The sequence below is a fragment of the Telmatocola sphagniphila genome (assembly GCF_018398935.1).
In the GTDB taxonomy this organism is placed as follows: Bacteria; Planctomycetota; Planctomycetia; order Gemmatales; family Gemmataceae; genus Telmatocola; species Telmatocola sphagniphila.
In genome coordinates this window covers 750,330-774,592 of the sequence record NZ_CP074694.1, presented here as the reverse complement: position 1 = coordinate 774,592, position 24,263 = coordinate 750,330, and the positions used below count along the sequence as shown (strand labels likewise).

The window sequence follows — 24,263 nt, the reverse complement described above, 5'->3', positions numbered from 1 at the left end:
TTTGCCATGCCCCGCTGCGTCAACAGCGGGGCATATTTTTTGATCGCCGTGATTCTCCCTCGAAGGTACACCACCGTGAATCGACTATTGGGTTTCACGTTTCTCCTCGTATTTGCCTCATTCGCGCGTGCCTCTAATCCGCAGTTGAGCACGATTATGCCCCGGGGCGGCGAACGGGGTACCGAAGTGGATCTCGTCTTCACCGGATCCAACCTCGATGATGCGAAAGATGTCTTCTTCTACGACGACCATTTTGAGGTCATCAGTCTCGACGTACTGAGCAAGCAGCAGGTGGCCGTGCACCTGCGGATCAAAAATGATTGTCCGCTCGGCGAACATTATTTCCGACTCCGATGCGATTCCGGCATCACGCCGATGTGTACTTTCTGGGTCGGCCCTTTCCCCGTAATCGATGAAAAAGAACCTAATAACGAATTCACGGCCCCGCAGAAAATTCCGTTGAACGTGACTGTGCACGGCACCATCACCAATGAAGATAACGACTATTTCCAAGTCGAATTGAAAAAAGGCCAGCGGTTGGCAGTAGAAATCGAAGCGATGCGACTAGGAGAAGCTTTCTTCGATCCTTATGTGGCCATTCTGGATTCCAAACGATTTGAATTGTCGGCCTCTGATGACTCGCCGTTGTTCTCACAGGATGGCTTACTTTCGATCATTGCTCCGGCGGATGGCAAGTACTACGTACAGGTTCGGGAAACCGCTTATCAGGGCAGTGGCAACAGCCACTACCGCTTGCACGTGCACACCTATCCCCGACCGCTGGGAGTGCTGCCCCTGGGCGGCAAACCGGGCGAAGAGATGGATGTGACATTTATTGGCGATGCAACCGGCCCCTTGAAGCGACGAATCAAAGTTCCAATGGGTCAGCTTGACACCAAGGTTGATATTTTCGCTGAGGAAAATGGCAAAACGGCAGCCTCCGGTGTGCCGATTCGCCTGAGCAACCTGACGAATTACCTCAAGACTCAACCGAATAACACTGTGGCTCAGGCTATCAAAGTGGGTGCGCCTGGAGCCATCAACGGTGTCGTCGAAAAACCCAATGATGTCGATTACTACCGCTTTACAGCGAAAAAAGGGGAAGTGTACGACTTCCGGGTGTTCGCCCGCCAACTCGGTTCCACTTTAGATTCCGTTCTTCAAATTTCCAACGATAAAGGAGCGGTTCTCGCCGCCAACGACGACTCCGGTGGCCCGGATAGCTACTTCCGATTCGGCATCCCGGCCGATGGGGATTACATTTTGGGAATCTACGACCACCTTCGCAAAGGCGGACCGAACTACTTTTATCGCATAGAGGTCGCGCCCGTTCAGGCCAAAGTCGAACTCACGACGGTTAAGCCGGTTCAATATTCCCAGGATCGTCAATCCATCGCAGTGCCTCGAGGAAATCGCTTCGCGGTACTACTCTCCGCCGGCAGACAGGATTGGGGCGGCGATCTGAAACTTGGCTGGGATGCATTACCGACCAAGGTCAAAGCCAGCACGAATGTGATGGCTGCGAATATGACCGTTCAACCCATCGTTTTTGAAGCAGACGCCGATGCACCTATCGAAACTCGCTTCGTCCAAATACTCGGCAGTGCGGTCGATCCCAAACTTCAATTAGTTAGTCATTTTCACCAGACGCCGGAAATGATTCTCGGCCAGAACAATTCGATTTTCTGGGCTCCTCGCCTACCCAAGGCCGCCATTGCAGTTACCAAAGAGGCACCCTTCAGCGTCCGGATCGTCGAACCCAAGGTGCCTTTGGTTCAGAATGGTACGATGAATTTGAAGATCGTCGCCGAGCGAAAGAACGGCTTCAAAGGCCCGATCAATATCTACCCGCTCTATAACCCTCCGGGCGTTGGCTCCGCGGGTTCCGCAACTATTCCCGATGGCCAGACAGAAACCATTCTCCCACTGAACGCGAATGGTGGTGCACCGGTTCGCAAATGGGATTATGTGGTTCAGGCCGAAGCTACCGTCGGGGATGGACCGGTTTGGGTATCCTCGCAACTGGCAACTCTGGAAATTGCCAGCCCTTTTATGGCCGTTACGATAGAACGCGGCGCTGTAGAGCAAGGCAAGGATACTCAGATGTTCGTGAAGCTGAAAAACCTCCAACCCTTCGACGGCAAGGCGACCATTCGACTGGTGAACCTGCCGCCAAAAGTGGCGACGCAGGATATCCAGTTCGATAAAGGAACGGCCGAAGTCGCTTTCCCCCTGAAAACGGAAGCAACCACGCCCGCTGGCATCCATCGCAACATCTTCTGTAACGTGGTGATCCTTAAGAATGGCGAGCCGATTTCGCACAATCTGGGAGCATCGGAATTACGGGTGGATGTCCCGATTGTTGCGGCCAAGCCTCCGGCGAATACTCCCCCGAAACCGAATCAACCCGCGGCCAACCCCGCCCAGCCGACTAAACGCCTCTCCCGACTGGAACAACTTCGGTTGGAACAGGAAGAGCGAGAAAAAGCTTCCAAGGAAGAGAAGAAGGACAAATAACCATGAAAATAAACTCAGCACTTACCACGGTTCTTCTACTGTTCTTAAGTTCCGCATCCCTGCGTGCAGAAGATCCGGTCAAGGTAGAAGTTTTCCCAGCAGACTTTAATTTGGAAACCTCTCGGGATTATCAGTCCTACGTGATTCAGGCCACTTACGCGAACGGCATTACGCAGGATGTTACCGATCAGGCCACAGTGCAGATCGCTAATCCGGCACTAGTTCGCCTGGACAAAAACGTCCTCTATCCGATAGCGGATGGCTCGACTGAAGTCGCCATTTCCTACGGTAAGAAAACTGTAAAAGTCCCGATGAGTGTAAAGCAAGCCAAAGTCGACCGTCCCATCAGCTTCAAGCTGGATGTGATGCCGATTTTCATGCGTTCGGGTTGTAATTCCGGTGCCTGCCATGGAGCGGCCCGCGGTAAAGACGGCTTCCGACTCTCGTTATTCGGTTTCGATCCGGATGGAGACCACTATCGTCTCACCCGCGAAATTAATGGCCGTCGGGTGAATCAGGCGTTTCCCGAAGAAGGTCTTTTGATCGAAAAAGCCTGTGGCAAAGTGCCGCACACGGGTGGCGATAAAATCAAAGTCGGCGATCAATATTACCAGACGCTGATTCGATGGCATGAAGCGGGTTTGCCGATAGATGAGCTCACGGTCGCCAAGCCGGTCTCCATGGAAGTGTATCCCAAAGCCGGTGTTCTCGATGGCAAAGGGACCACGCAACGGTTGACGGTTCGAGCCAAGTATTCGGATGGTACCGACCGCGATGTGACTTCCCTGGCTCTGTTCCTCAGCAACAACGACAACTCCGCCAAGGTGGATTCAAATGGAGTGATTACGGCGGGAGAACGAGGGGAAGCCTTCGTGATGGCTCGATTTGCCACCTTTACGATCGGTTCTCCCTTCGTGGTTTTGCCTAAGGGACTGCAATTCGAAGCCAAGAAGCTTCCGGAAAACAATTACATCGACAAGTTGGTTCACAACAAACTCGAAAAACTCCGCATTGAGCCCTCCGGCCTTTGCACGGATGAAGAATTTATCCGGCGGGTGTTCATCGATGTCGTCGGCGTACTGCCCACGCCCGAAGAATATCGCAAGTACATGGCCGACAAGAATCCCAACAAGCGGGAAGCCCTGGTGGATGATCTGTTGTCTCGCAAAGAGTTTGCGGAACTCTGGGTGATGAAGTGGGCGGAACTGCTTCAGATCCGATCCGGCAATCAGGTCAGCTACAAGGCTACTCTGCTTTATTACAACTGGCTGCAGGACAAGATTGCCCGCAACGTACCGGTGAATGAATGGGTAAAGGAATTGCTTTCCGCCAGCGGTGGCACCTTCAAGAACCCCGCCAGCAACTACTTCGAGGGTGAGAATGACATTCTGAAAATATCGGAGAATGTGGCTCAGGTCTTTATGGGCATGCGAATCCAATGCTCCCAATGCCATAATCATCCGTTTGATCGTTGGACGATGAACGATTACTACGGTTTCGCGGCCTTCTTCGCTCAGATTGGTCGAAAACAAGCGGACGATCCTCGCGAGCGAATCGTCTTCAACACCGGCGGTGGTGAAGTTCGTCACTTGCTGGGGGGCCGGGTGATGGCACCGAAATTCCTCGGCGGAGAAGAACCGGATGTAAAAGGGAAGGACCGCCGGATTGTTCTGGCAGAATGGCTGGCCTCTCCCGAAAATCCTTACTTCGCCACCAATATGGCAAACATCGTCTGGGCACACTTTTTCGGCAAAGGCATCATCGATGAAGTCGATGATGTGCGGGTCAGCAATCCGGCTTCCAATGCCGAACTGCTGAATGAATTGGGCAGGCAATTCACCAACTACAAGTACGACTTGAAGAAACTAGTAAAGGATATTTGCTTGTCTCGCACCTATCAACTGTCAACGACCGGTAATGATAGCAATGCTTCCGACACTCGCAACTTCGCCAAAGCGACGGTGCGCCGAATTCGGGCCGAAACCATGCTCGACTGCATTTCGGAAGTGACGGAAACCAAGAACAAGTTTCCCGGCCTGCCTCTGGGAGCCCGGGCCGTGCAGATTGCCGATGGTAACGTCTCCAACTACTTCCTGACGACGTTCGGCCGGGCGAGCCGAGAGACAGTTTGCTCCTGCGAAGTGAAACTGGATCCCTCGCTCTCCCAGTCGCTGCACATGCTTAACGGCGATGCGACCACGCAGCGGATACTTCAGGGGAACCTGATCGGTCGAATGCTTCAGGAGAAGAAATCTCCCGAGGAGATTATCGAGGAGATTTATATCCGAACTCTCGTTCGCAAGCCGACCACTCAGGAGATGGGCAAACTCCAGTTAGCCCTGGCGGGAGAGAAGGATAAGAAACGAGTCCTCGAAGATATTTTCTGGGCTGTACTGAATTCACGAGAGTTTTTGTTCAACCACTAAATCCTGGTCCCGGGATTTTGGCATCCTTCGATTACTTTGCGGTGGATTGATATGCGCTTACTTGTTCTGCTTATCTCGCTTCTCGGCTGGGCGTCAATCGAATCTTCGATTCAAGCCCAGGCTCCGAAGGACAGCAAAGACACCAAGGTGAAAATCACCTACGATCAGCACATAATGCCGATCCTACGCGAAAAATGTCTGAGCTGCCATAATGCCGACAAAGCCAAAGGCGGCCTGGATCTCAGTACGTTCTCCAAAATGATGGAAGGCGGTTCCTCCGGGGAAGTCGTCAAGGCCGGCGACATTAGTTCGAGCCGTCTCTATCTGCTTTCCTCGCATAAAGCCGAGCCGAAGATGCCGCCCAATTCCGCTCCCTTAGCGAAGGAAGCCCTCGATACTATCACCGCTTGGATCAACGGCGGACTGCTCGAAAATTCGGGAAGTAAAGCCGTCGCGGCCAAGGCTACGGCCGACGTTTCGCTGGTTTCGATCAAACGGGGCCGACCCGACGGACCACCCCCGATGCCGGAACTTCGAAAGCCTCGCGACACTACCAAGGTCACACCCAAGGCGAACGCCGTGGTGGCCCTGGCGGTAAGTCCCTGGGCTCCCCTGGTTGCGGTCGGTGGTCCTAAAGATATCCTGCTCTACCATGGCGAAACGATGGCTTTACTGGATGTCATCCCTTTCAAACATGGCATGCCCACCGTTATAAAGTTCAGCCGTAACGGGAGCTTGCTGTTGGCCGGCGGCGGACGTGGGGGTCTTTCGGGCAAGGTCGTCGTTTGGAATGTAAAAACTGGTCAGCAGATTATTGAAGTGGGTAATGAGAACGATGCGGTGCTAGCCGCGGATATCAGTGCCGATCAGACCCAAATCGCTCTGGGCGGTCCTTCCAAGATGATTCGCATCTACTCCACCAAGGATGGTTCCCTGGTTCGTGAAATCAAGAAACATACCGACTGGATTTACGCTCTGGAATTCAGCCCGGATGGGGTCTTGCTCGCCTCGTCGGATCGCTCCGGCGGTCTATTCGTTTGGGAAGCAGCGAACGGTCGCGAATTCTACAATCTTCGCGGGCATACCGCCGCGATTCTCGATCTCTCCTGGCGCGACGATTCTAACATTCTTGCCAGCGGCAGCGAAGATGGTACGATTCGTACCTGGGAAATGGAGAACGGCGCCCAGACCAAGGCCATCAGCGCCCATGGCGGTGGCGTCCAAGCTGTGAAATACGCTCACGACAACCGCCTCGTCAGCGTTGGCCGCGATCGCACTCCCAAGATTTGGGACGCTGCAGGCAATCCCCAGAAGAACTTCAAGGCCTTGAATGATCTGGGACTGCGAGTCGGCGTCAGCCACGATGCACAGATCATCTATTCGGGCGATTGGACCGGTGAGGTTCGAGCTTCTCGAATCACAGACGATGTCACCCTGGGTTCGGTGAACACCAATCCCCCGGCTTTCGCGGATCGGCTCGCCGTCATCGAAAAGCTTTTTGCTGAGAAGCAGGCCAAGGTGAATCAGGCCAAGAGCGATCTCGAAGCCGCTCAGAAGAAGTTGGCCACGCTCCGACTGGAGTTCGGGAATTCTCAAAAAGCTTTGACCGATGCGCAGACGATGGTCAAGACTCTGGAAGCCAATCTGCCTACTCTGAAAGCGGCGGCGGATAAAGCCGCTGGAGATATGCAGGCGGCTCAAAACACGCTGAAAGCCAAGGAAGTCAAAGTGAAAATCTTCACCGAGACGGCCACGAAGTTTAAGACGGAAGTCGATGCAGCAAAAGGGAACGACGAGCTTTTAGCTCTCTTCAATCAGGCCAAGACGCAACTCGATACCGCTAATACGGAACTCGCCGCTGCCCGCAAAACTTTGATGGAACGCCAGTCGTTCGTCAACATGTCGGGGCCGAAGTACATCGAAGCTCAAAAGAACCTGACCACGGCCAAAACTACCGTCCAGACAGTAACCCAGGCCATGCCGCTGAAACAGCAAGCCATTCCAGCAACGGAGAAAGAAATACCCCCGTTACAGCAGAAACTGGCGGCTGCGGAAGCCGACTTGAAGCCGGTAGCCAGCCAGCTGGAATTAATGCGGGCTCAAGCGAAGAAGTAATCACTTTGCATCGAAACTGAGGATGGCATCCAGCGCCCAGCATCCTCGGAAATGCGATTCCGACGAACGGAGGTGATCGATGATCTCCGTCCAGTTACAACCTGCATCCTGAAGTGCGTCGGCTAAAATGGGGAGGTTCTCAAACTCCTTCTGTTCGTAGATCTTAGTCGCGATGTCCAGGATGTTGGTATTTCGCCAGTTCACGTCAAACGCCGTTTGCGCAAAAGGATTACCGATTATCTCCCGAAGCGTATCGGCCTGCTGCATCCGTTCCATCTCTCGAAAGTAGCGGTTGCTTCGAGATTCTTCGTGCCTGGGCCGTTCGATCAGCAACCGGCAGGCTTCACGTACCCAATCCGAGACGGTGCCGCAACCCTCCTTACCTTTACGAAAAAATTGCTCGTTCTTTCCTGTGAAAGCCACGAGCAGGCAAGCCAGAGAATGATCGCTGGTCTGGCTGCGGTCGTCCTGACGCTTCTGCAATTTTTCCCAAATTCGTTCCCCTTCGGAATCTTCCACACTATCCGCCAGTTTCTCCGCGTAATCGAGTAATTTGACGTAAGCGGGAGTAATCCCTTCCTCGAGCGGATAGCGCCGACAGCAGGCGATGCCAAAAAGCCGCATCTTGCGATCGGTCATTCGCACTTCGAGGTAGCGCAGCATCGGTTCGGGGTTCGCGCCCAACTGCCAATCGTCTTCGGTCACGCGCTTCCTCCTTTTTTGCGGCTGCGCAGTTCGTCCAGAAACTTTTTGATGATGGCCTCATGACCCCGATCCGAAGGCAGATAGTAGCGTCGATCTTCTGGGAGATATTCCTGATCGACCCAGGCATCGGGTGCGGAATGGCTGTAGACGTAGCCTTCCCCGTGCCCGAAAGTTTTCGCACCGGAATAATGGGAATCCTTGAGATGCTTCGGTACGGGTAAGGTCCGGCCTTCTCGGACATCGGTGGTCGCTTTGCCGATGGCAACCGTCGAGGAATTCGATTTTTGACAGGAAGCCAGAAAGGTCACCCCTTGAGCCAGATTAAGCTGGCACTCCGGCAGGCCGACCATTTCTACGGCATTCCAGACGGCCGTTGCGACCATGATGCCTCGGGGGTCGGCATTTCCCACATCTTCCGATGCGAAAATCACCAGTCGCCGGGCGATGAAGCGGGGATCTTCTCCAGATTCCAGCATCCGGGCCAGCCAGTAAATGGCCGCATCGGGATCGCTGCCCCGCATGCTTTTGATAAAGGCACTGGCAAGGTCGTAGTGCGAATCTCCCGTCGGATCGAAATCCTGCAATTTCCGCTGAATCGAATCCTGCACGGCGGCCAGCGTCACGTGCGGCTGTTCTTCGAGACAGGATTTCGCAGCTATTTCCAGGGCGGTCAACGCTCGCCGGGCGTCGCCGTCGCACATCACCGCCAGAAATTCTAATGCTTCAGGATCAACGATTACACCGCTTTCGCCCAGGCCGCGTTCTGAATCGGCAATCGCCCGTTTCAGGAGCGTGAGGATGTTCTCTTTGGATAAGGATTCGAAAGTGAAGATCTGACTTCGGGACAACAGTGGTGTGTTGATGGCAAAGAAAGGATTCTGCGTCGTGGCCCCAATGAGAATAATGGCCCCATCTTCAACGTCGGGTAGCAGTACATCCTGTTGTGATTTGTTGAAGCGATGCATCTCATCGAGGAACAGAATGGTTCGTTCGCCCTCTGTCTCCAGCAGTTTGCGGGCTTCCAGAAGAATTTCGCGAACCTCCTTGGTTCCCGCATTCACGGCATTCAGGCGTACAAACCGGCTCTTGGTGTGATTGGCGATGACTTGAGCCAGAGCAGTTTTGCCGGTGCCCGGCGGGCCGTAGAAGACCAGACTGTTCAACCGGTCTGCCAGAAGCATCCGCCGTAAAAGCTTTCCTTCGCCGAAAAAGTGTTCCTGACCTATGAATTCTTGAATGGAGCGCGGCCGCATCCGCGCCGCGAGGGGCCGGGCTTTCATGCGATTGGCTTCGTGGACTTCTTCGAAGAGATCGATGACTCTGCTCCCCTGGAAAGATCGATAAAAGCATTCGATACTTTTATTCTAGTCCAGCAGGATATAGGGGCGGAGTTGTTCCAGTTTCTTCACGCCGATTCCGCTCACTCTTCGGAGATCATCTACCGTTTCGAATCGCTTTTTTTCCCGCTCTGCCACAATTCGCTGAGCCAGGGTATTCCCAATTCCCGGCAGTTTCAGAAGATCCTCTAAAGGTGCGGAGTTGACGCGAACCTCCTGAACCGTCTTCTTCATCGAACTGGATTTCGGAGCTGCCGGCGGCGAACCTGGAGACTTGCGCTCCAGACGTTCCGGTTCCAACTCCTGGGTCGACTTCTGGATGTGAGTTTCGAGATTTTGAATCGATTTTGGGCCAAAGCCGGGGATCGCCTGCAAGCGAGCGGGAGAATCCGAACTCGCCCGGCTGGCGAGAATCTTATCGGCTTTGGCAGGACCAATCCCGGGAAGTTGCTGAAGTTCCGAACGGCTGGCCGTGTTCAGATCAATCTTCTGCTGATAGCCCGATAACTCTGACGTCGGAGGCCGAGTGGCCAAGCGACTGTCCCCGAGCCATCTGTAAAGGAGTACGCCGAGAAAGACAACGAGCAGCGGAACAAATACGCGATCGGGATTGGAAGTCGCTAACTGCGAAACCGGAGAGGAAGCGGGGGCCGGTTCCGATAACGGAACGACATTTTCAGTAGGAGTGGGACTAAGCTCCGCCACTAGCAAAACCATCATTGCGGGCTGGGGCGATCAATTATTAGCTTACGCTTTGCGAAGGGAGATAACAACATACCGGGCTTGATTTTGCATCTTGGGGAAGACCCGGAAGAGCATTCCGTCCATGATGTCCAGTACTTTCCAGATTCGAGAACGGCGAACGCTCCAAAGTCGCCGCACCATGCCGAAGAGTTGATAGCCTCTGAACTCCAGATCGGGGAAAGCTTCCCGCAGTGCCGCGACGTCGTCTCGCGACAGCGGTTTCTCGTCCGGGGTTCTCTGTTTCCCCGCGTAGGGAAGGTACTTGCGTGCTAACCGAACCAAACTGTTCCCGGCCCAGGGCTCGCAAAACACCGCGACACCACCCGGTTTGAGAATTCGCTTCAGCTCTCGGGCAATCGCTGGAATTTCCAGATGGTGAAGAATCGCGCTGGCCCAGACGGCATCAAAGGATTCGTCTTCAAAGGGCAAATTTTCCGCATCGGCGGCTAGGAACTCGCCGGACACGCCATTCGCCAGCGCCCGCGCCCGAGCTTCGGAGATATAGCCGGGGGATAGATCCACTCCCGTTACTTTGGCTCCCTGACGTGCGAGCACGACCGAGGCCATGCCGTGCCCGCAACCGAGATCGAGAACCGCTTTCCCGGCCACATCACCCAGCATCGCAAAGGCGGGACGAATCCAGCTTTCGTGCTCGAGATATTCGCGATCCTCGAATTCGAGATCTTCCTGACCGAGTTTGATGCGAATCAACCGCTCAGCGGCCTGCTGGTCGTGGAAGTGTCGTTCCTGCTCAATTTTCGCGAGTTGCGGCATAATTTCTTCCTTGAATATTCCGCATCCTACCCCAAAATCGCGAAATATTACAAGATCGAACTCAGCTAGTACAATGCTGGAAAACCGATGCGAGGATTCTGATGCGTTACGCGATTTGCAACGAAACATTTACCGATTGGGAGCATGGCCGAATTTGCGATTTCATTGCCGGCTGCGGCTACGGCGGCCTGGAAATCGCCCCCTTCACACTTGCCCCACTGATCACGGACGTCAGTTCCGAAAGGCGATCGCAATTGCGTTCTCAAGCGGAAATGGCCGGGATCCAGATCATAGGCCTGCACTGGTTGCTAGCCAAGACCAACGGCTTTCAGCTCACTTCGGCTGATCCTCAAGTTCGGATTAACACCGGGAATTATCTGGCGGAACTGGCTTACGCCTGCCGGGATTTGGGTGGCGATGTGCTGGTTTTAGGTTCGCCGCAACAAAGAAAGATTCCGGAAGGAGCCTCCCACGAAGCCGCCGAAGTTTACGCCGCGGACACGATTTCCTATGCGTTTAAAGCTCTGGAATCCTCGGGCGTGACACTAGCCTTGGAGCCGCTCACTCCAAAAGAAACGGATTTCCTGCAATCGGCCGAGAGTGCCGTAAAGCTCGCCCAGCGAATTGGGCATCCGAACGTGCGATTACACCTGGATGTGAAAGCCATGGCTTCCGAGCAGAAGCCGATATCGCAGGTGATCCGCGATAATGCCCACTGGCTGAAACACTTCCACGCCAACGACGAAAATTTGCGCGGTCCCGGTTTCGGCGAAATCGATTTCAAACCGATTTTTCAGGCCTTGAAAGACGTGAATTACACAGGTTGGGTTTCGGTGGAAGTTTTTGACTACACTCCCGATCCGGAGACGATCGCACGCCAGAGCATCGAGTATATGCGCAGTTGCGAGTGATCAGGGATTCAATTCGATCAGAAGGTGATTTTCCGACTCCGTCTGGACTTCCCAGCCCAAACCGGAACGAACCGGACTGTGAAACTTCTCCGGAAAGTCGCGATAGAGCGTGACTGGAGAATCCTGCATCGGGGCGGCTATAGTGATGCGGTGCCAGCCGCGGACGGCACCGATTCGATCGTCCGTGGCGAGATCGAAAGAGCCATCGGTTTTGATGATGGCTCGAGAGGTCGGGCCGGAAGCCCCTTTTTCAAAATCGGGGGAGAATACGATCAAGCCCCCGGCCAGCGGTTGTCCACGATAAGTTACGTAACCACTTACCGGATAACAGGTTGCCTCTGATCCACAGCCGGATATCCCGCACAAGCACAGACCCAGTAATGTGGCGGCAGCGCGCATTCCTATCCCCTATTTTGAACCGTATCGGAGTTATCGGCACATTAGGGGGTTTGGCTTGATCGAATGTGTTTTAAGCGACTTTTCGGTAAACCGACCAGGTTTCCTCAGCGCATCGTCGCCACGAGTACTGGGAAGCGAAAGAAATCGAATCGCGACGAAGTTCATTCCAACGATCGTTGTCGGTCAAGATCGTTTGCATTGCTTTTCGCCAGGCGGTTGTGTCGTTCGGATCGAGCAGCCAGGCTTTATCTTTAAGCACCTCGGCCACAGCATCGGCCGTCGAAGCGAGGACCGCCCCACCGCAGTTCATCATCTCAATCGGCGGTAGCCCGAAGCCTTCGTAGAGCGAGGGATAGAGCAACGCTTGCGCTCCGTTGCACAGCACAGGCAGCATCTCATCGGGCACATAGCCGAGGTGACGTACGCCGGCCGCTCTGCCGACGCGATCGTAGAAATCGTGAACTTCATCGGTCTTCCAGCCCCAGCCGCCGGCCAGTACCAGTGGATGCAGGCTCCGTAGTTCGGCAGGAAGATCGCAGTAGGCTTTCAGGAGCATCATCAGATTTTTGCGCGGCTCAATCGTACCCAGGTAAAGCAAGAAGCCAGGTTGCAGACCCAGAGATTGCAGACCGGCTGCGACCTGAGAGGCTGGTAGCGGCCGGAAGTGTTCCCGGGGTGCGATATGAATCGAAGTCACATCTTCGGGTTTCATGCCCAAATGGTGAATAATCTCGCTGCGTACGGCCTCGGAAATCGTTATCACATGCTGGCAGCGAGCGATCCCTTTCTCGAAATTCTGTTCATGGACGCGAACGCGCTCGATGGGATGCCACTCGGGGTGCAGGAGCACCGAAAGATCCAGAACCGTAATGATCGTAGGCAGGTCGCTCGGCAAGGGAATGAAATTCGGTTCGTGGTAAAGTTGTACGCCGTTGCGAACGCAGACACGCTGAAAATGACGTCGGAAGATCTTGGGCACATTCCGACGGACATAGCGTCCCAGCAATTTTTTGGGGTTCCAGACGAGTCTCGGCAGTGCCGGTGCGGCGGTCGCCACAGGAGTCGCGGAGTTGGCGGGTGCGGACTTGGATTTGGTCCGGGGCTTATTCATCCAATTCCGGGCCATGCGAACCACATCGCGGGTGATTCCGGTGGGATAAAAAACCGCGCGATCCCCAGTGTCCCCGGTCAGTTGCAACTGCTGGTGCAGGGAAGCTATGTAATGTCCGACACCGGTCTTGCGATCGAGCGAGGCCAAGCCGTTGATAACCACACGCGTCGACATTCCAATTCCTTTAAGCCACTTTTTTCACGGGATGAACGCTGGCCCGATAGTTTTGAATCACTTCTTCCGTTGGCCCGACCATTCGCACCACGCCGTGATCCATCCAGGCAACCTTGGTGCAGAGCCCAGGTAAGGTTTCGAGATCGTGGGAAATCAGCATCATCAGGCGAGCGGTTTTCATCATTTCGGTCATGCGCTTGCGGGCTTTCATCTGAAAAGAGAGGTCGCCTACTGCGAGCACTTCATCGACGAGCAGGATTTCCGGTTGAATGGCGGAGGCAATACTGAAGGCGAGCCGCACGAGCATACCGGCGGAGTAATAGCGAACGGGCATATCCAGGAAGCTGCCCAGTTCGCTGAATTCCGCAATTTGATCGATTTTCTCGCGAATCGTTTTGGGATTTTCGCCCTGCAGATAGCCGCGATAGTAAATGTTGTCCCAGCCGTTCGATTCGCTTTCGAAGCCGAGTGCAATATCGAAGAGCGAACAAATGTTGCCGTGAACGGTCCGATAGCCACTGGTGGGAGGATAGATTCCGGCCACCAGTTTCATCAGCGTGCTTTTACCGGCGCCGTTGTGGCCAATGACGCCGAGCCGATCCCCATCCACGAGCCGGAGATTGACATCCTTGAGCGAATGAACCTCGGTGAATGGATTGACAGATTTTCGAAAGAGCCCCCGCACCAGGTACTCCTTCAGGGTCGTACGCCGGCTCTGTCGAACTCGGAATTTCAGGTTGACGTCTTCGAGTAATATCTCGGCCATTGCGGTCGATCCGGGTAGTGACGGCTAATTATTACAGGTGGAAAATCAGCTTCTTTTCGAGCTTCGAAATCATTGTCAGAGCGATGGCGGAGAACAAAGCCACAGCCACCATCGCCTTACCGTAAAGCATCAGATCGGGCAAAACGCCCGTACAGAGCGGCGTGCGGATCAATTCAATGAAGATGACCGCCGGACTGTAATCGGCGATTAAATCCAAGCCCTGTTTGCGCATGTCTGATGTTTCATACATAATCGGCGTCAGGAAGAAGAAGATGCGGAAAAACACCTCCGCCAGTTGCTGCGTATCCTGGAACATCACATTCAAAAACGCCGCAATTACTGAAATGGCCCAGCAAAAGATAAATAGCAGGATCAAGGAAGGTAATACCGCCCAGAATGTGTAAATCGGGCTTTTCCACTGATCGGGAGTGAGCAATACGATGGAACCAATCGTTACGACGATCGCGATGAGAAAATGGATAGTCGCCCCGAGTACGGAGCGCAATGTATAAATCACGAGCGGCAGCGGGCATTGCCGGATGTATGCTTCGTTACGGAAAAAGGTTTGGCAGGCAGTCAGTGTGGAGACGCTTATGAATTCCCAGATAGTCAGCGCGGCGAGGTAGCGAGGGGCCGCCACTTTCCAGTCGTGTCTGTCCAACATCTTGTTGAAGACGACGCAGAAGACGACCGTCATCAAGATGGGATTGAGGAGCGACCAGCCGATACCGAGTACGCTGCGACGGTAGCGCAGTCGCAGATCGAGCCGCACCAGCGACATCCAGAAATGGCGGAACTGCCATATAGTCGAAACTTGAGTACGCATAGGTTGCATGCCGTCCTTGGTTTTTCCGGCAACCCGTCGAGTCCAGGAAATCCTTTTTCCCTCCCCCAATTTATTCTCTCTCGCCAAATCGTGCTAGTCGAGTTTCAAAAGGGCTTGCGCGATTCTTCAATCGCGGTTAACATGGGTAATTCGGGCGCTATTGCGAGCCTGGAAAAAAATGGTTTTTTCTTGGCAAACTGCTCTTGCGCTTTTTTTGAAGGGAGGCATAATACTGTTTCATCACCGTTGGGTAGCGAGACGCGCAAGGTGGAATTAAGACGCGTCTAGCCCGAGGATTCGGGCAGTTTTCTCGATCGACAACAGGAGGTTCACCCTTGAAACCAGGATTGTTTAATCGCGTATTTGAAGGCGATTGCTGCGAGATATTGGATAACTTGCCGGAGCATTGCGTGGATTTGGCTTTTGCCGACCCACCGTTCAATATCGGCTATGAATATGACCAGTACAGCGACGACCGGGAAGCTGAGGACTATCTCAGTTGGACCGAACGCTGGCTGAAAAGTGTCAAGCGAGTTTTAAAACCGACCGGCTCGTTTTACGTAGCCATCGGAGATGAGTATGCCGCTGAGATGAAAATCCGGCTCGATGCTCTCGGGTTCACTCTGCGAAACTGGATCATCTGGCACTACACGTTCGGAGTGAACTGTCAGAAGAAATTCAATCGGTCTCATGCCCACATTTTCTACTATGTGGCCGATTCCAAGAAATTCACTTTCAACGCCGACTCGGTGCGCGTCCCCAGCGCCCGCATGACGACCTATGCAGACCGCCGGGCGAATCCTGTCGGCAAGCTTCCGGATGATACCTGGGTGCTCAGACCGCAGGAAGACGAACGGGTATTTCCGACGGAAAGCGATACCTGGTATGTTTCGCGAGTCTGCGGCACGTTCAAAGAACGTACCGATCATCCCTGTCAGATGCCAGAAGCCGTGCTGGAGAGAATCATCAAGGTCTCTTCCAACCCGGGCGATCTGGTACTGGATCCTTTTGGAGGGTCGGGCACAACGCTGGCGGCTGCGAAAAAATTGGGACGGAATTTCGTGGGGACAGAATTGTCCAGTGATTACGCTCGTCAGATCCGGCAGCGACTTCAAAAAATCAAACCGGTCACCGTACCGGCCTAGAACTCTCTTAGCCTTCTCCAACAGACGGAAGGATTCTGACTGTTGGAGGGGGACTAGGAGTTTTTCTTTGCTTGTCGCGCTGCAATTTCCTCGGCGAATAACTTCCGCACTTTCTTCTTCGCGAAGAAATCGATGACAGCCGGTGCAAACCGGGTAAACAATAAAAGCAATTTTCCGCGGAACGTCAGATTGGTGTTATTCTTCCCCTTTTCGGTAGCTCGTAGAATTGCCTCGGCTACCTGCTCGGACGTCATGCCGCGGAGATGATCCATCTGGATCTTAGCTTTCTGCTCCAGCATATTTTTTGAAAAGTTCGTCTGCGTCAGGCCCGGGTTGACCACCAGCACATCGATATTATCTTTCGCGAGTTCAGCACGAATCGCTTCGCTCCACCCCTGCATGGCAAATTTCGAGGCGGAGTAGAGACCGCGGGCAGGAAGTGCCCGGCGGCCGACAATGGAGGAAATATTCACTATGGCAGGTTTGGTCCCCTGCTTCAGAATGGGCAGAAAGAGACGAGTCGTTTCGGTGGCCCCGAAGAAGTTCGTCTCCATGATATTGCGTAGCACTTCCGGCGTCGAATCGGCGAAGTGACCGGTGGCACCGATACCGGCGTTGTTGATGAGGATATCCAACCCGCCGAATTTCTCCTTCGCAGCTTCGACCATCTTCTGCCGATCTTCCGGCTTGCTGACATCGGCCTGGACCACTTCCATCACCAGATTATCTTTGCGGACTTTTTCCGCCAGTTCCTTGAGAAGATCGACCGAACGTGCCGCGGCCAGCACTTTGCAGCCCCGCCGAGCCGCCAGTTCCGCGAGCGCTCGACCGATGCCCTGTGAAGCACCCGTTACCAGAACCCGCATCCCCTTCAATTCACGACGTTGACCCATCGATTTCGCCTCAATTTAATTTCTCATTCCTGATAGATTAACGTAGCGGAATGCTCCTCTCCAACAACCGTCAATCCGCGGCCTTAGCAAATGAGTGGACTAACGTTGGATTCTGACGATTGAAACGGGAATTTCACGTATGAAGCAGTTTATCAACGCCCGATTAGTCCTTCCGGATCGGGTGCTATCCGAGGGGACACTTCGCTTTAACGACGACAAAATCGATGCGCTGGGGTCGAAATCGGACCTTAGTTTCAACCCTTCAATTGAGACGATTGATCTGGAAGGAAAATATCTTTTCCCTGGCTTCGTGGAAGCTCACGTGCACGGCGGGCTGGGCGCGGACTTCATGGACTTGACTCCGGAAGCTTTTCGAACCGTTTGCCGCTGCCATGCCCGACACGGCACCACAACGATGACCCCGACTTCTACAGTCGGCAGTCCGGAACAGATTCTGGAATTTTTGAAACTGACCCGTCAGATTATGAATGAGCCTCAGACGGGTAGTCGCGTGGTCGGGGCGCATCTTTATGGTCCCTACTTCGCTCTGGAAGCGGTGGGCTGCCATCCCAAAAATGTTCGAGCTCCCCTGCCCAGCGATTACATCCCCGTTCTGGAATACACCGATGCGATTCGCACGGCCACCGTCGCCCCGGAGTTGCCCAGTGCGGAAGTATTCACTCGCGAATGCCTGCAGCGTGGTATTCGCATGAATGCCGGGCATTCGTTCGCGACGTTCGAGCAAATGGAAGAGGCCGTGCGTTGGGGGATTCGCCATGTGGATCATCTTTTTTGCGCGATGTCCGATCGGGGCAAGCTTCGAGCCCTGCAAAATTTTCCCAACCGCGGCGGCGTGATGGAAGCGACACTTTACTTCGATGAACTCACCACGGAAGTGATCGCCGATGGCAAACATCTCTCGGATGCGTTGCTCCGGCTGGCGTACAAGATCAAGGGGCCGAACCGTCTGGCGCTGGTCACCGATTCTAATCGCGCGGTCGATATGCCGGATGGGGAATACCTCTTTGGCCCGCCGGATGCTCAGATTCGCACTCTGAAAAAGGAAGGCGTGGGGCTGACCCTTGATGGGAAAAACCTGGCCTCGAGTGTCGTGGGACTGGACCATTGCTTTCGGACGATGCTGACAGCCACGCAAGCCCCCTTGCACGACGTCGCTCGTTGCGTGACGTTAACGCCCGCACGAATTCTGGGTCTCGAAGAAGAATGTGGCAGCCTCATCGCAGGGAAGCGAGCCGATTTTGTGGTGATGGACGATGCTATGCAGGTTCAGGACGTCTGGATCGGCGGAAAAAAAATAGACGCGGGGATTAGCCGCGTCTAATCGGTTGATACGGGGAATTTACTCGACAGTCAGGTTGCCGAGATAATTTTCGTAAGCCACCCGCCCCAACTGATCTTGCTTCTGAAGATCGCGCAGCTTGTCGGAGAGTTGATCCATCTCCTTTTCTTGTTCGTCGAACTTTTTGAGGTACTTCTTGTACGCTTCCGATTCTTTTGGAAGTTCGCGGAAGTTCTGACGCAACCGGTTCTGATCCTGAGTAATCGTGTTGATGCGATTATTCACTTCCTGAATATCCCGGCGAGTATCGTCCCATTTTTTCTTCAAACTCAAGGCTTCCATCAGCTTTTCTTTGACGGCGGTGCTGGCTTCGTTGAGGTTAATGACGTATCGGATCTGGTTATCCTGGCTGTTGGTCAGGACCATTTCCGTTCCCAGTTCACGCTCTTCGGCCACTGTGTAGCTAAGGCTCTTGCCCGCCGGCACGGCAGTCTGGAAGCGGAACTGATCCGCAGTCTCTTCGACGGGCTTGTTGGTCCCCACGATACTGAAGCCCAAATTTTTGCGATTGGGATGCTCGATCAGCAAGGTCCGATCGGTCGTGGATCGATTCACCACATCGTAGACTTTCTCTTCCCGGAACCGAGTCTTGGTGAAGACAACTCCCTTTTGGATTTTCAGCTGAGTGATCTTGCCGCTACCGGGGGTATTCTTGGCGGATACTTCCGTCCCCAAATCGACGGCGTACGAAACCAAGCGTTCTTCGTTGGGCTGAATATCGAGAATTCTTGTATCGCCGGCGTAAGTGGATCCTTCAAAAACCGTGATCGGTCCCTGGCTGAGATGGAACCCGGAAGTGTTTTTGAATTTCAAACCCAACAGTGGATGTTTGGCCTGAACGTTCGGATTGTAGATACTGACGCGCGTGCCATCGATTTCTTTATTAACAATCGGTAGCAGCGAGGATTTCTGGCGAGCCAGACTCACGGGATTATCAATCACATACTGGAAGTAATCTCCCAGTTGAGATGCCGATGCCACGGAAGAAATACCGGCCCCCAAGTTCATGCGCTCGCGCAACTGTTCCTGAAGCTGCCGGCTCCCTTCGCCGTTGGCGATATTCCCCCCCAGCATGTTGGCGGCCATCGGCTTATCGGCTGCCGAGGCCGATTTCGCCATGGCGCCACGGCCGCCGCCAAATCCGCCTCCGGGACCACCTGCAAAGCCGCCTGCACCGGGCGCCATGGGTGCAGGCGCAAAGGCCACGGCATCCTCCCCCTTACTGGCTCGAGCGAGGGCGCCACTATAAGTTGGTGGACGAAGCGAAGCGAACAATTCAGGTTCCACTGTGGGGCGCGGAACGTATATCGGGTTATACAGGTCCATCTTGAAGCTGATGGGCCGACCCGAGATCAGAGCCATCGAGACATTGGTCCAGTCTTCATCGGTTGGATTTTCGACCACCGCCCAGCCCTGCAGGAAGGGTTTACCCGCCTTATCCAGCACGAGACGATAGCTGGTCTTCCAGATCGGATTTTCAACCACATAAGAAACTTGAACTTTGCGTTTGCCTTCACCCGCGAAGTGTAAACTCACTGCTTTCTTCTGCGAATCGTGCGAAAGAGCCAGCACATCCAGTGCGCGGCGGAATTCGCTTTCGATCACTGGATTCAGGAAGCGGATTCTCTGAAGTTCAGAAAGCTTGATGCTGCGTACGCCTTCCGCGCACCACATATTGAGAATTTCGGCTTCGACCTGATCCTTCTCTTTTTTGTGTTCGATGCCAATGATGGAGCCGGTCAACTGAGCAGGCTGGGAAGTCGCATTCTGCTGGAGCGAAACTTCGATCTTTTCGCCGCGCGCCTGATTGAGAATCTGGGAAAGTGAGGGATTATTGTTCAAGTTGATGGCGAAACTTTTCAGGGTGCGATCAATGGGATCGCGGCTATCGCAAGTGACGGCGGCAATGCGCCCTTTTTCGGAATAATCCTGGAGAACCATCGATTTAATCAAGTCATTGATGTCATTTTCCGGGAAGGTTAGATCGACTCGAGCATCCCCTTCCACTTCGCCCGAGCGCGAGAAATGTCCCACGCCCGAGGAAAAAAGAATCACTCGGCTGATTGGCAAGGTCGTGATGGCTTTGAGTTCGGATTTCGGCACGTCTGGTGCGGATTTTGCAGGCTGAGCTCCCAGCCAGGAAGCCAGGCCGACTGCCCCGACGACTGGGGACAGCCAAAGTAAACGACGAAGGGATTTCATAGGTCTATCCTCGAACAATGATGGGAGAGTGCATGGAGTCTTGCAGGTATGACGAGACTTGATCCAGCGGAGTTTGCGAAATTGAAGATTCTCCTCCGCGAATTCAAGATCGGGCGATCGGTCACCCTCGAGCGAGATGATAACATACCTTTCCTCGTTTTCCTCACAAAAGTCATAATCCCGATGAAAACCGTGCTCTTTCTTCCGGATTGTCCCCGCCTTTGTTGCAAAGCCTTTTGATGCGAAGAACAATGGGTAAGAGAGCTTCGCCCGAATTCGATTTGCCGCGGGAGTTGATAGCATGAACCCGTACTCCGCCATCTGTGACGATTTTGGCGTTTACGCACATCTGAACACAAAAATCGATCTTCCGCTGCATTCTGAGACGATTCTCCATTTCTTTGAAGCTTTGCAAAAAGGTTTCCCACAGCTCACCGAGCTGCAGAAAAAAGAAACCGGAGAGTACGTGCTCGAGGAAGAGCGGGAAGCCGAGAATTTTCGCTGGATCGCCTTGGAGAGCAAACGAGTCTCCACCTGTTACATGAATCCGCCATTGCTGGAGGATGCCGATAATCAGCATGCGCGGGTTTTGGAGAACGCCCCCTATCATCTCGACCTGAGCAGTCTCAACCTCGAATCGCTGGATCTGTTCTACACCTTCGATTTCATCTATCCCGGCAACCACGACCAGGTGATAGCTGAAGCCCTGGGACAGTCCTCGCCTTTCGACGGACTGTTGAATCTGGACGGGGCCCGAGTGGTGGGCTACGAGCCGTCTATTTTGCTCGCACTCGACGACAAATGCCGCCTCCAGGCCCGCATCGGCGTGGAATCCCGTTCCAGTCTGGCCCAGATCCAGAGCGGCCAGTTCACCGAGTCGCCACTGAGCGTCAACGTGCTCATCCGGCAGTTCTGGGGTAAACAGCCCTTCAAGTCGTTCGTTGAGTCCTATCACAATCAACGACGCATTTCGCAGGAGCTGATCGAATCCTTCGTCATACCTCAAGTAGTCACACCGCTGGCACAGCGCATTGCCGCCCGCTAGTGTCCGGGTAAGCTACTAGAATGATTTTTTAATTCGCGATATCCAAGGAGCCGGGTTCCTGGATGGCTGGATGGCAATGCCCGCGCCGGCCTGCTTCCCTGCACCCCAACATCTCATGAGTAGTTCTTTGCGCACCAGCGCTTTTGCCAAGGGTCTTAACACAGAGACAGCCTTCGACGTACTCGCCGTAGCCAAACAACTCAAAGCCGCCGGGAAAGATGTAATCGAATTGCAAATCGGCGACAGCCCGTTCCCCACGACGAAAAGCGCTTTGGCGGCCGGGAAAAAAGCGATCGACGATGGGTTGACCCGCTACTGCCCCTCGCTTGGCCTCCCCGCATTCCGAGAAGTTATCGCCGAAACCGTTAAAAAAGAATTTCATATCCCGGCCACGGTGGAAAATGTGGTTGTTGGGCCTGGGGCGAAGGTTTTCGAACAATTCTTCTGCGAGTTATTCGTGGAACCGGGCGATGACGTCCTCCTGTTCAGTCCGCAGTTCCCCACTTTCGAGCCCAATATCGCCCGGCGCGGCGGCGTCCCCTATCATGTGCCCTTGAAACAGAGCAACGCCTTTCGACCCGATTTGAACGACGTCGAAAAGTTCATCAAAACGGCCAAGAAGCCCAAAGCGATCTTCTTCAATTTTCCCCACAATCCGACGGGCGGCGTCGCAACACTCGAAGATCTCAAAGGAATCGCGGACCTGGTGCGCGGCCGAGATATCGCTTTATTCAGCGATGAGCCCTATTGTCATATGATCTGGGAAGGGTCGCACAATTCCATCCTGGCACAGCCCGGGATGATGGAACAATGCGTCGGGGCTTACACATTCAGCAAGTCTTACTCCATGAGTGGCTGGCGTGTCGGTTACGCCATCTCGAGTAAACCGATCGTGGATATGATCGGCAAAATGATCAACACTTCTCTTTCCTGTGTGCCGCCCATAAATCAAACCGCCGCCATGAATGCTCTATTGCACGATACGGCCGAGCGGGATTCGGTGATGCAGCTCTTCAAATTGAAAGTCCAGAAACTGGTTAATGCCTTGCGAACGGTGGAAGGACTGGAAGTGCTGATGCCGGAGGGCACCTTCTATGTCTTCCCGAACGTGGCAAAGATTTGCGAACGCTTGAAAATCAAATCGCACGGTCTGGCGATGTATTTGCTCGAAGGGGCGGATGACAAAAAGGGAGTGGCCTGCTTGGGGGGTGAGTGTTTCGGCACTGCCGGCCAGGGCTTCTTGCGCTTTAGCTGCGCGGAACCGGACGAAAAGTTGCTGGAAGCCGTGGAATTTCTGAAAGTGGCGATCACCCGGGAGGACCGGGTGAAGAAATATCTGGAAACTCATCCCAAGTACAAAGCTTAAAACTTGAACATGATCGCCGTGAAGTAGTCGAGGTCATTTCGTTTGTAATTAAATCCGGGATCGGTGTCGTACCGATCCTGAATACCAACTTTCAAGGTCGCCCCGGTCGAAGGATCGATCAACACTTCATACGCTGCCTTGGCTCGCACGCGATATTGTCCGAAATTGGTGAGGCTGGGATAGACATCGATCGAAGATGTGAACTTTTGCCGATCGGTGAACTTATAATCGAAGTCCCAGCCGAAAAGGGCCTCAGTCACCCATTTGGAAGGCACTCCGGTTTTGCCGATTTCATCCGTTTCCCCCAGACCGATACGCCCCTTGAAGAGAATGTTATCATCTTTCAAGAACGTATAAGAGACCCCGCCGAACAGACCGACGCGGAATTCATAGTCTCGAAACTGATCGTACTCGACCTGAAGTGCGGTGAATAGAGCCCAGGGGTTATCCGGTCCAAAGAGAATTTCATCGCGAGCGTTATAGAGTGCTTTATCCTGATTTAAAATCCCATTCTGTCGGGCCGTCCCATAAACCAGATCGCTCGTGAAAATGTTTTCGTCGGTTTCACGCCTGAGATTCCCGGCAATACGGACGTTCAGAACATCGGTATTCCCCGAACTGCCATTGATGCCGGCTTCAAAGCTGCCGGACCAGACTTTGGGTTCCACAATCGCGGACGCCGGGGCAGGCGCTGCGGTCTTAAGATCTTTCATGAAGATCGGGTTGTCTACGAAGGTGGCCGGGGGATTTCCCGTGGCGGAAACGGGAAGGATCGGGGCCGCACTTGAACTGGCAGGCGGATTCAAGGCGGGTCCATCCGCGAAAATGGGAGAGCTGGACAAACACAGACAGAAGCCCAGCAGAATTTGTTTGGAGATCAACCGCATCGAAACTCTACCCTCAAATGATTTTTGAGCAAAAATTTAACCAATTTATTTGTCGGTGAATACCTTAACGATTTGAAAAATCAAGGGGAGCCAGCGATTGCCAATTTTGGGTCGAGAGGTTGGAGTCCGGAAATTGGGAAATCTCAAAGATCGGTTCTGAACGAAAATCTCTGTTAGTGAGTTGGCCTCACTCAGATCTTTTTCTGAGTAAGGAGTGCTCTCATTCCCTGAAGATGTTTGCACTGCCCATGTCGGAGATAACCGAGACATTCACAGGAAGTTTCCGTGGGTTCACCCATTCGCAAATGATATAAATTACCCAAACCGAGACGGTGCATCGCGAATCCGCGGCCCCCAATTTCACAGGGAATTTCCCTAAAAACATAGAACTGAGATTTGTTTTTTTCCTGAATTACCAGAAGGCCCGGCGCATCGGAAGATTCAGCTCGAATTAATCGAATGGATCTCTCTAAATTTCGCCGCTTGCCCATGTTCCCTGGCTTTGCCTAGAATTGAGATTCGACAAACACTATTTTTAACCTATGCTCAAATTACAATGT

General features: G+C 53.7%; 19 protein-coding genes. 8 read left to right on the top strand and 11 right to left on the bottom strand.

Annotation, left to right across the window (positions count from 1 at the left end; all coding sequences use genetic code 11):
• The first annotated feature begins 6 nt into the window (after window positions 1-6).
• Genes KIH39_RS03345 through KIH39_RS03335 form a run of 3 tightly spaced genes read left to right on the top strand, consistent with a single transcriptional unit; the run spans window position 7 to window position 7,058 of the window.
• A complete protein-coding gene (locus KIH39_RS03345; protein ID WP_213497855.1) occupies window positions 7-2,517 on the top strand; it encodes a PPC domain-containing protein in 2,511 nt (836 codons plus the stop codon).
• 2 nt (window positions 2,518-2,519) lie between these two features.
• Entirely contained in the window at window positions 2,520-4,943 is a 2,424-nt protein-coding gene (locus tag KIH39_RS03340; RefSeq protein WP_213497854.1) for a DUF1549 and DUF1553 domain-containing protein, read from the top strand.
• A gap of 51 nt (window positions 4,944-4,994) precedes the next feature.
• On the top strand, window positions 4,995-7,058 hold the full coding sequence (locus KIH39_RS03335; protein WP_213497853.1) for a c-type cytochrome domain-containing protein: 2,064 nt from the start codon (window positions 4,995-4,997) through the stop codon (window positions 7,056-7,058).
• On the opposite strand, the gene KIH39_RS03330 is transcribed toward KIH39_RS03335, so the two are convergent.
• From KIH39_RS03330 to KIH39_RS03315, 4 genes are all read right to left on the bottom strand, one after another.
• Complete coding sequence (locus KIH39_RS03330) at window positions 7,059-7,763, bottom strand: hypothetical protein (protein ID WP_213497852.1); 705 nt, start codon at window positions 7,761-7,763, stop codon at window positions 7,059-7,061.
• Window positions 7,760-9,043 (bottom strand): replication-associated recombination protein A, encoded by a 1,284-nt coding sequence (locus KIH39_RS03325; protein WP_246539508.1) that lies wholly within the window; start codon window positions 9,041-9,043, stop codon window positions 7,760-7,762. The genes KIH39_RS03330 and KIH39_RS03325 overlap by 4 nt, the downstream gene beginning before the upstream one ends.
• Before the next feature lie 84 nt (window positions 9,044-9,127).
• Entirely contained in the window at window positions 9,128-9,820 is a 693-nt protein-coding gene (locus KIH39_RS03320; RefSeq protein WP_213497851.1) for a ComEA family DNA-binding protein, read from the bottom strand.
• Between the two features lie 27 nt (window positions 9,821-9,847).
• Complete coding sequence (locus KIH39_RS03315) at window positions 9,848-10,618, bottom strand: class I SAM-dependent methyltransferase (RefSeq protein ID WP_213497850.1); 771 nt, start codon at window positions 10,616-10,618, stop codon at window positions 9,848-9,850.
• A gap of 101 nt (window positions 10,619-10,719) precedes the next feature.
• Between KIH39_RS03315 and KIH39_RS03310 the strand changes: the two genes are divergently transcribed.
• Window positions 10,720-11,529, top strand: coding sequence for a sugar phosphate isomerase/epimerase family protein (locus tag KIH39_RS03310; protein WP_213497849.1), 810 nt, complete (start codon window positions 10,720-10,722; stop codon window positions 11,527-11,529).
• Here KIH39_RS03310 and KIH39_RS03305 read toward each other — a convergent pair whose 3' ends face one another.
• The 4 genes from KIH39_RS03305 to KIH39_RS03290 form a co-directional block, all read right to left on the bottom strand.
• A complete protein-coding gene (locus KIH39_RS03305) occupies window positions 11,530-11,928 on the bottom strand; it encodes a hypothetical protein (RefSeq protein WP_213497848.1) in 399 nt (132 codons plus the stop codon).
• Between the two features lie 70 nt (window positions 11,929-11,998).
• Window positions 11,999-13,213: a glycosyltransferase family 4 protein gene (locus KIH39_RS03300; RefSeq protein WP_213497847.1), complete on the bottom strand. Its 1,215-nt coding sequence runs from the start codon at window positions 13,211-13,213 to the stop codon at window positions 11,999-12,001.
• Window positions 13,214-13,223: 10 nt separating this feature from the next.
• Window positions 13,224-13,979, bottom strand: coding sequence for an ABC transporter ATP-binding protein (locus KIH39_RS03295; RefSeq protein ID WP_213497846.1), 756 nt, complete (start codon window positions 13,977-13,979; stop codon window positions 13,224-13,226).
• 31 nt (window positions 13,980-14,010) lie between these two features.
• Entirely contained in the window at window positions 14,011-14,814 is an 804-nt protein-coding gene (locus tag KIH39_RS03290; RefSeq protein ID WP_213497845.1) for an ABC transporter permease, read from the bottom strand.
• A gap of 326 nt (window positions 14,815-15,140) precedes the next feature.
• Between KIH39_RS03290 and KIH39_RS03285 the strand changes: the two genes are divergently transcribed.
• Window positions 15,141-15,950, top strand: coding sequence for a DNA-methyltransferase (locus KIH39_RS03285; protein ID WP_213497844.1), 810 nt, complete (start codon window positions 15,141-15,143; stop codon window positions 15,948-15,950).
• Window positions 15,951-16,003: 53 nt separating this feature from the next.
• Here the strand turns inward: KIH39_RS03285 and KIH39_RS03280 are convergent, their stop codons facing one another.
• A complete protein-coding gene (locus KIH39_RS03280) occupies window positions 16,004-16,843 on the bottom strand; it encodes an SDR family oxidoreductase (protein WP_213497843.1) in 840 nt (279 codons plus the stop codon).
• A gap of 139 nt (window positions 16,844-16,982) precedes the next feature.
• On the opposite strand from KIH39_RS03280, the gene KIH39_RS03275 reads away from it, so the two are divergent.
• Window positions 16,983-18,185 carry an N-acetylglucosamine-6-phosphate deacetylase gene (locus tag KIH39_RS03275; RefSeq protein ID WP_213497842.1) on the top strand — a complete coding sequence of 401 codons (1,203 nt, stop codon included), beginning with the start codon at window positions 16,983-16,985 and terminating at the stop codon, window positions 18,183-18,185.
• An 18-nt stretch (window positions 18,186-18,203) separates the two neighbouring features.
• Here KIH39_RS03275 and KIH39_RS03270 read toward each other — a convergent pair whose 3' ends face one another.
• On the bottom strand, window positions 18,204-20,405 hold the full coding sequence (locus tag KIH39_RS03270) for a DUF4139 domain-containing protein (protein ID WP_213497841.1): 2,202 nt from the start codon (window positions 20,403-20,405) through the stop codon (window positions 18,204-18,206).
• Between the two features lie 301 nt (window positions 20,406-20,706).
• On the opposite strand from KIH39_RS03270, the gene KIH39_RS03265 reads away from it, so the two are divergent.
• Both KIH39_RS03265 and KIH39_RS03260 read left to right on the top strand, forming a co-directional pair.
• Window positions 20,707-21,450 carry a hypothetical protein gene (locus KIH39_RS03265; RefSeq protein WP_213497840.1) on the top strand — a complete coding sequence of 248 codons (744 nt, stop codon included), beginning with the start codon at window positions 20,707-20,709 and terminating at the stop codon, window positions 21,448-21,450.
• A 70-nt stretch (window positions 21,451-21,520) separates the two neighbouring features.
• Window positions 21,521-22,816, top strand: a complete 1,296-nt coding sequence (locus KIH39_RS03260) for a pyridoxal phosphate-dependent aminotransferase (RefSeq protein ID WP_246539505.1) — start codon at window positions 21,521-21,523, stop codon at window positions 22,814-22,816.
• Here KIH39_RS03260 and KIH39_RS03255 read toward each other — a convergent pair.
• On the bottom strand, window positions 22,813-23,703 hold the full coding sequence (locus KIH39_RS03255) for a DUF481 domain-containing protein (RefSeq protein ID WP_213497839.1): 891 nt from the start codon (window positions 23,701-23,703) through the stop codon (window positions 22,813-22,815). The two genes, KIH39_RS03260 and KIH39_RS03255, sit on opposite strands and share 4 nt — an antisense overlap.
• Window positions 23,704-24,263 lie beyond the last annotated feature (560 nt).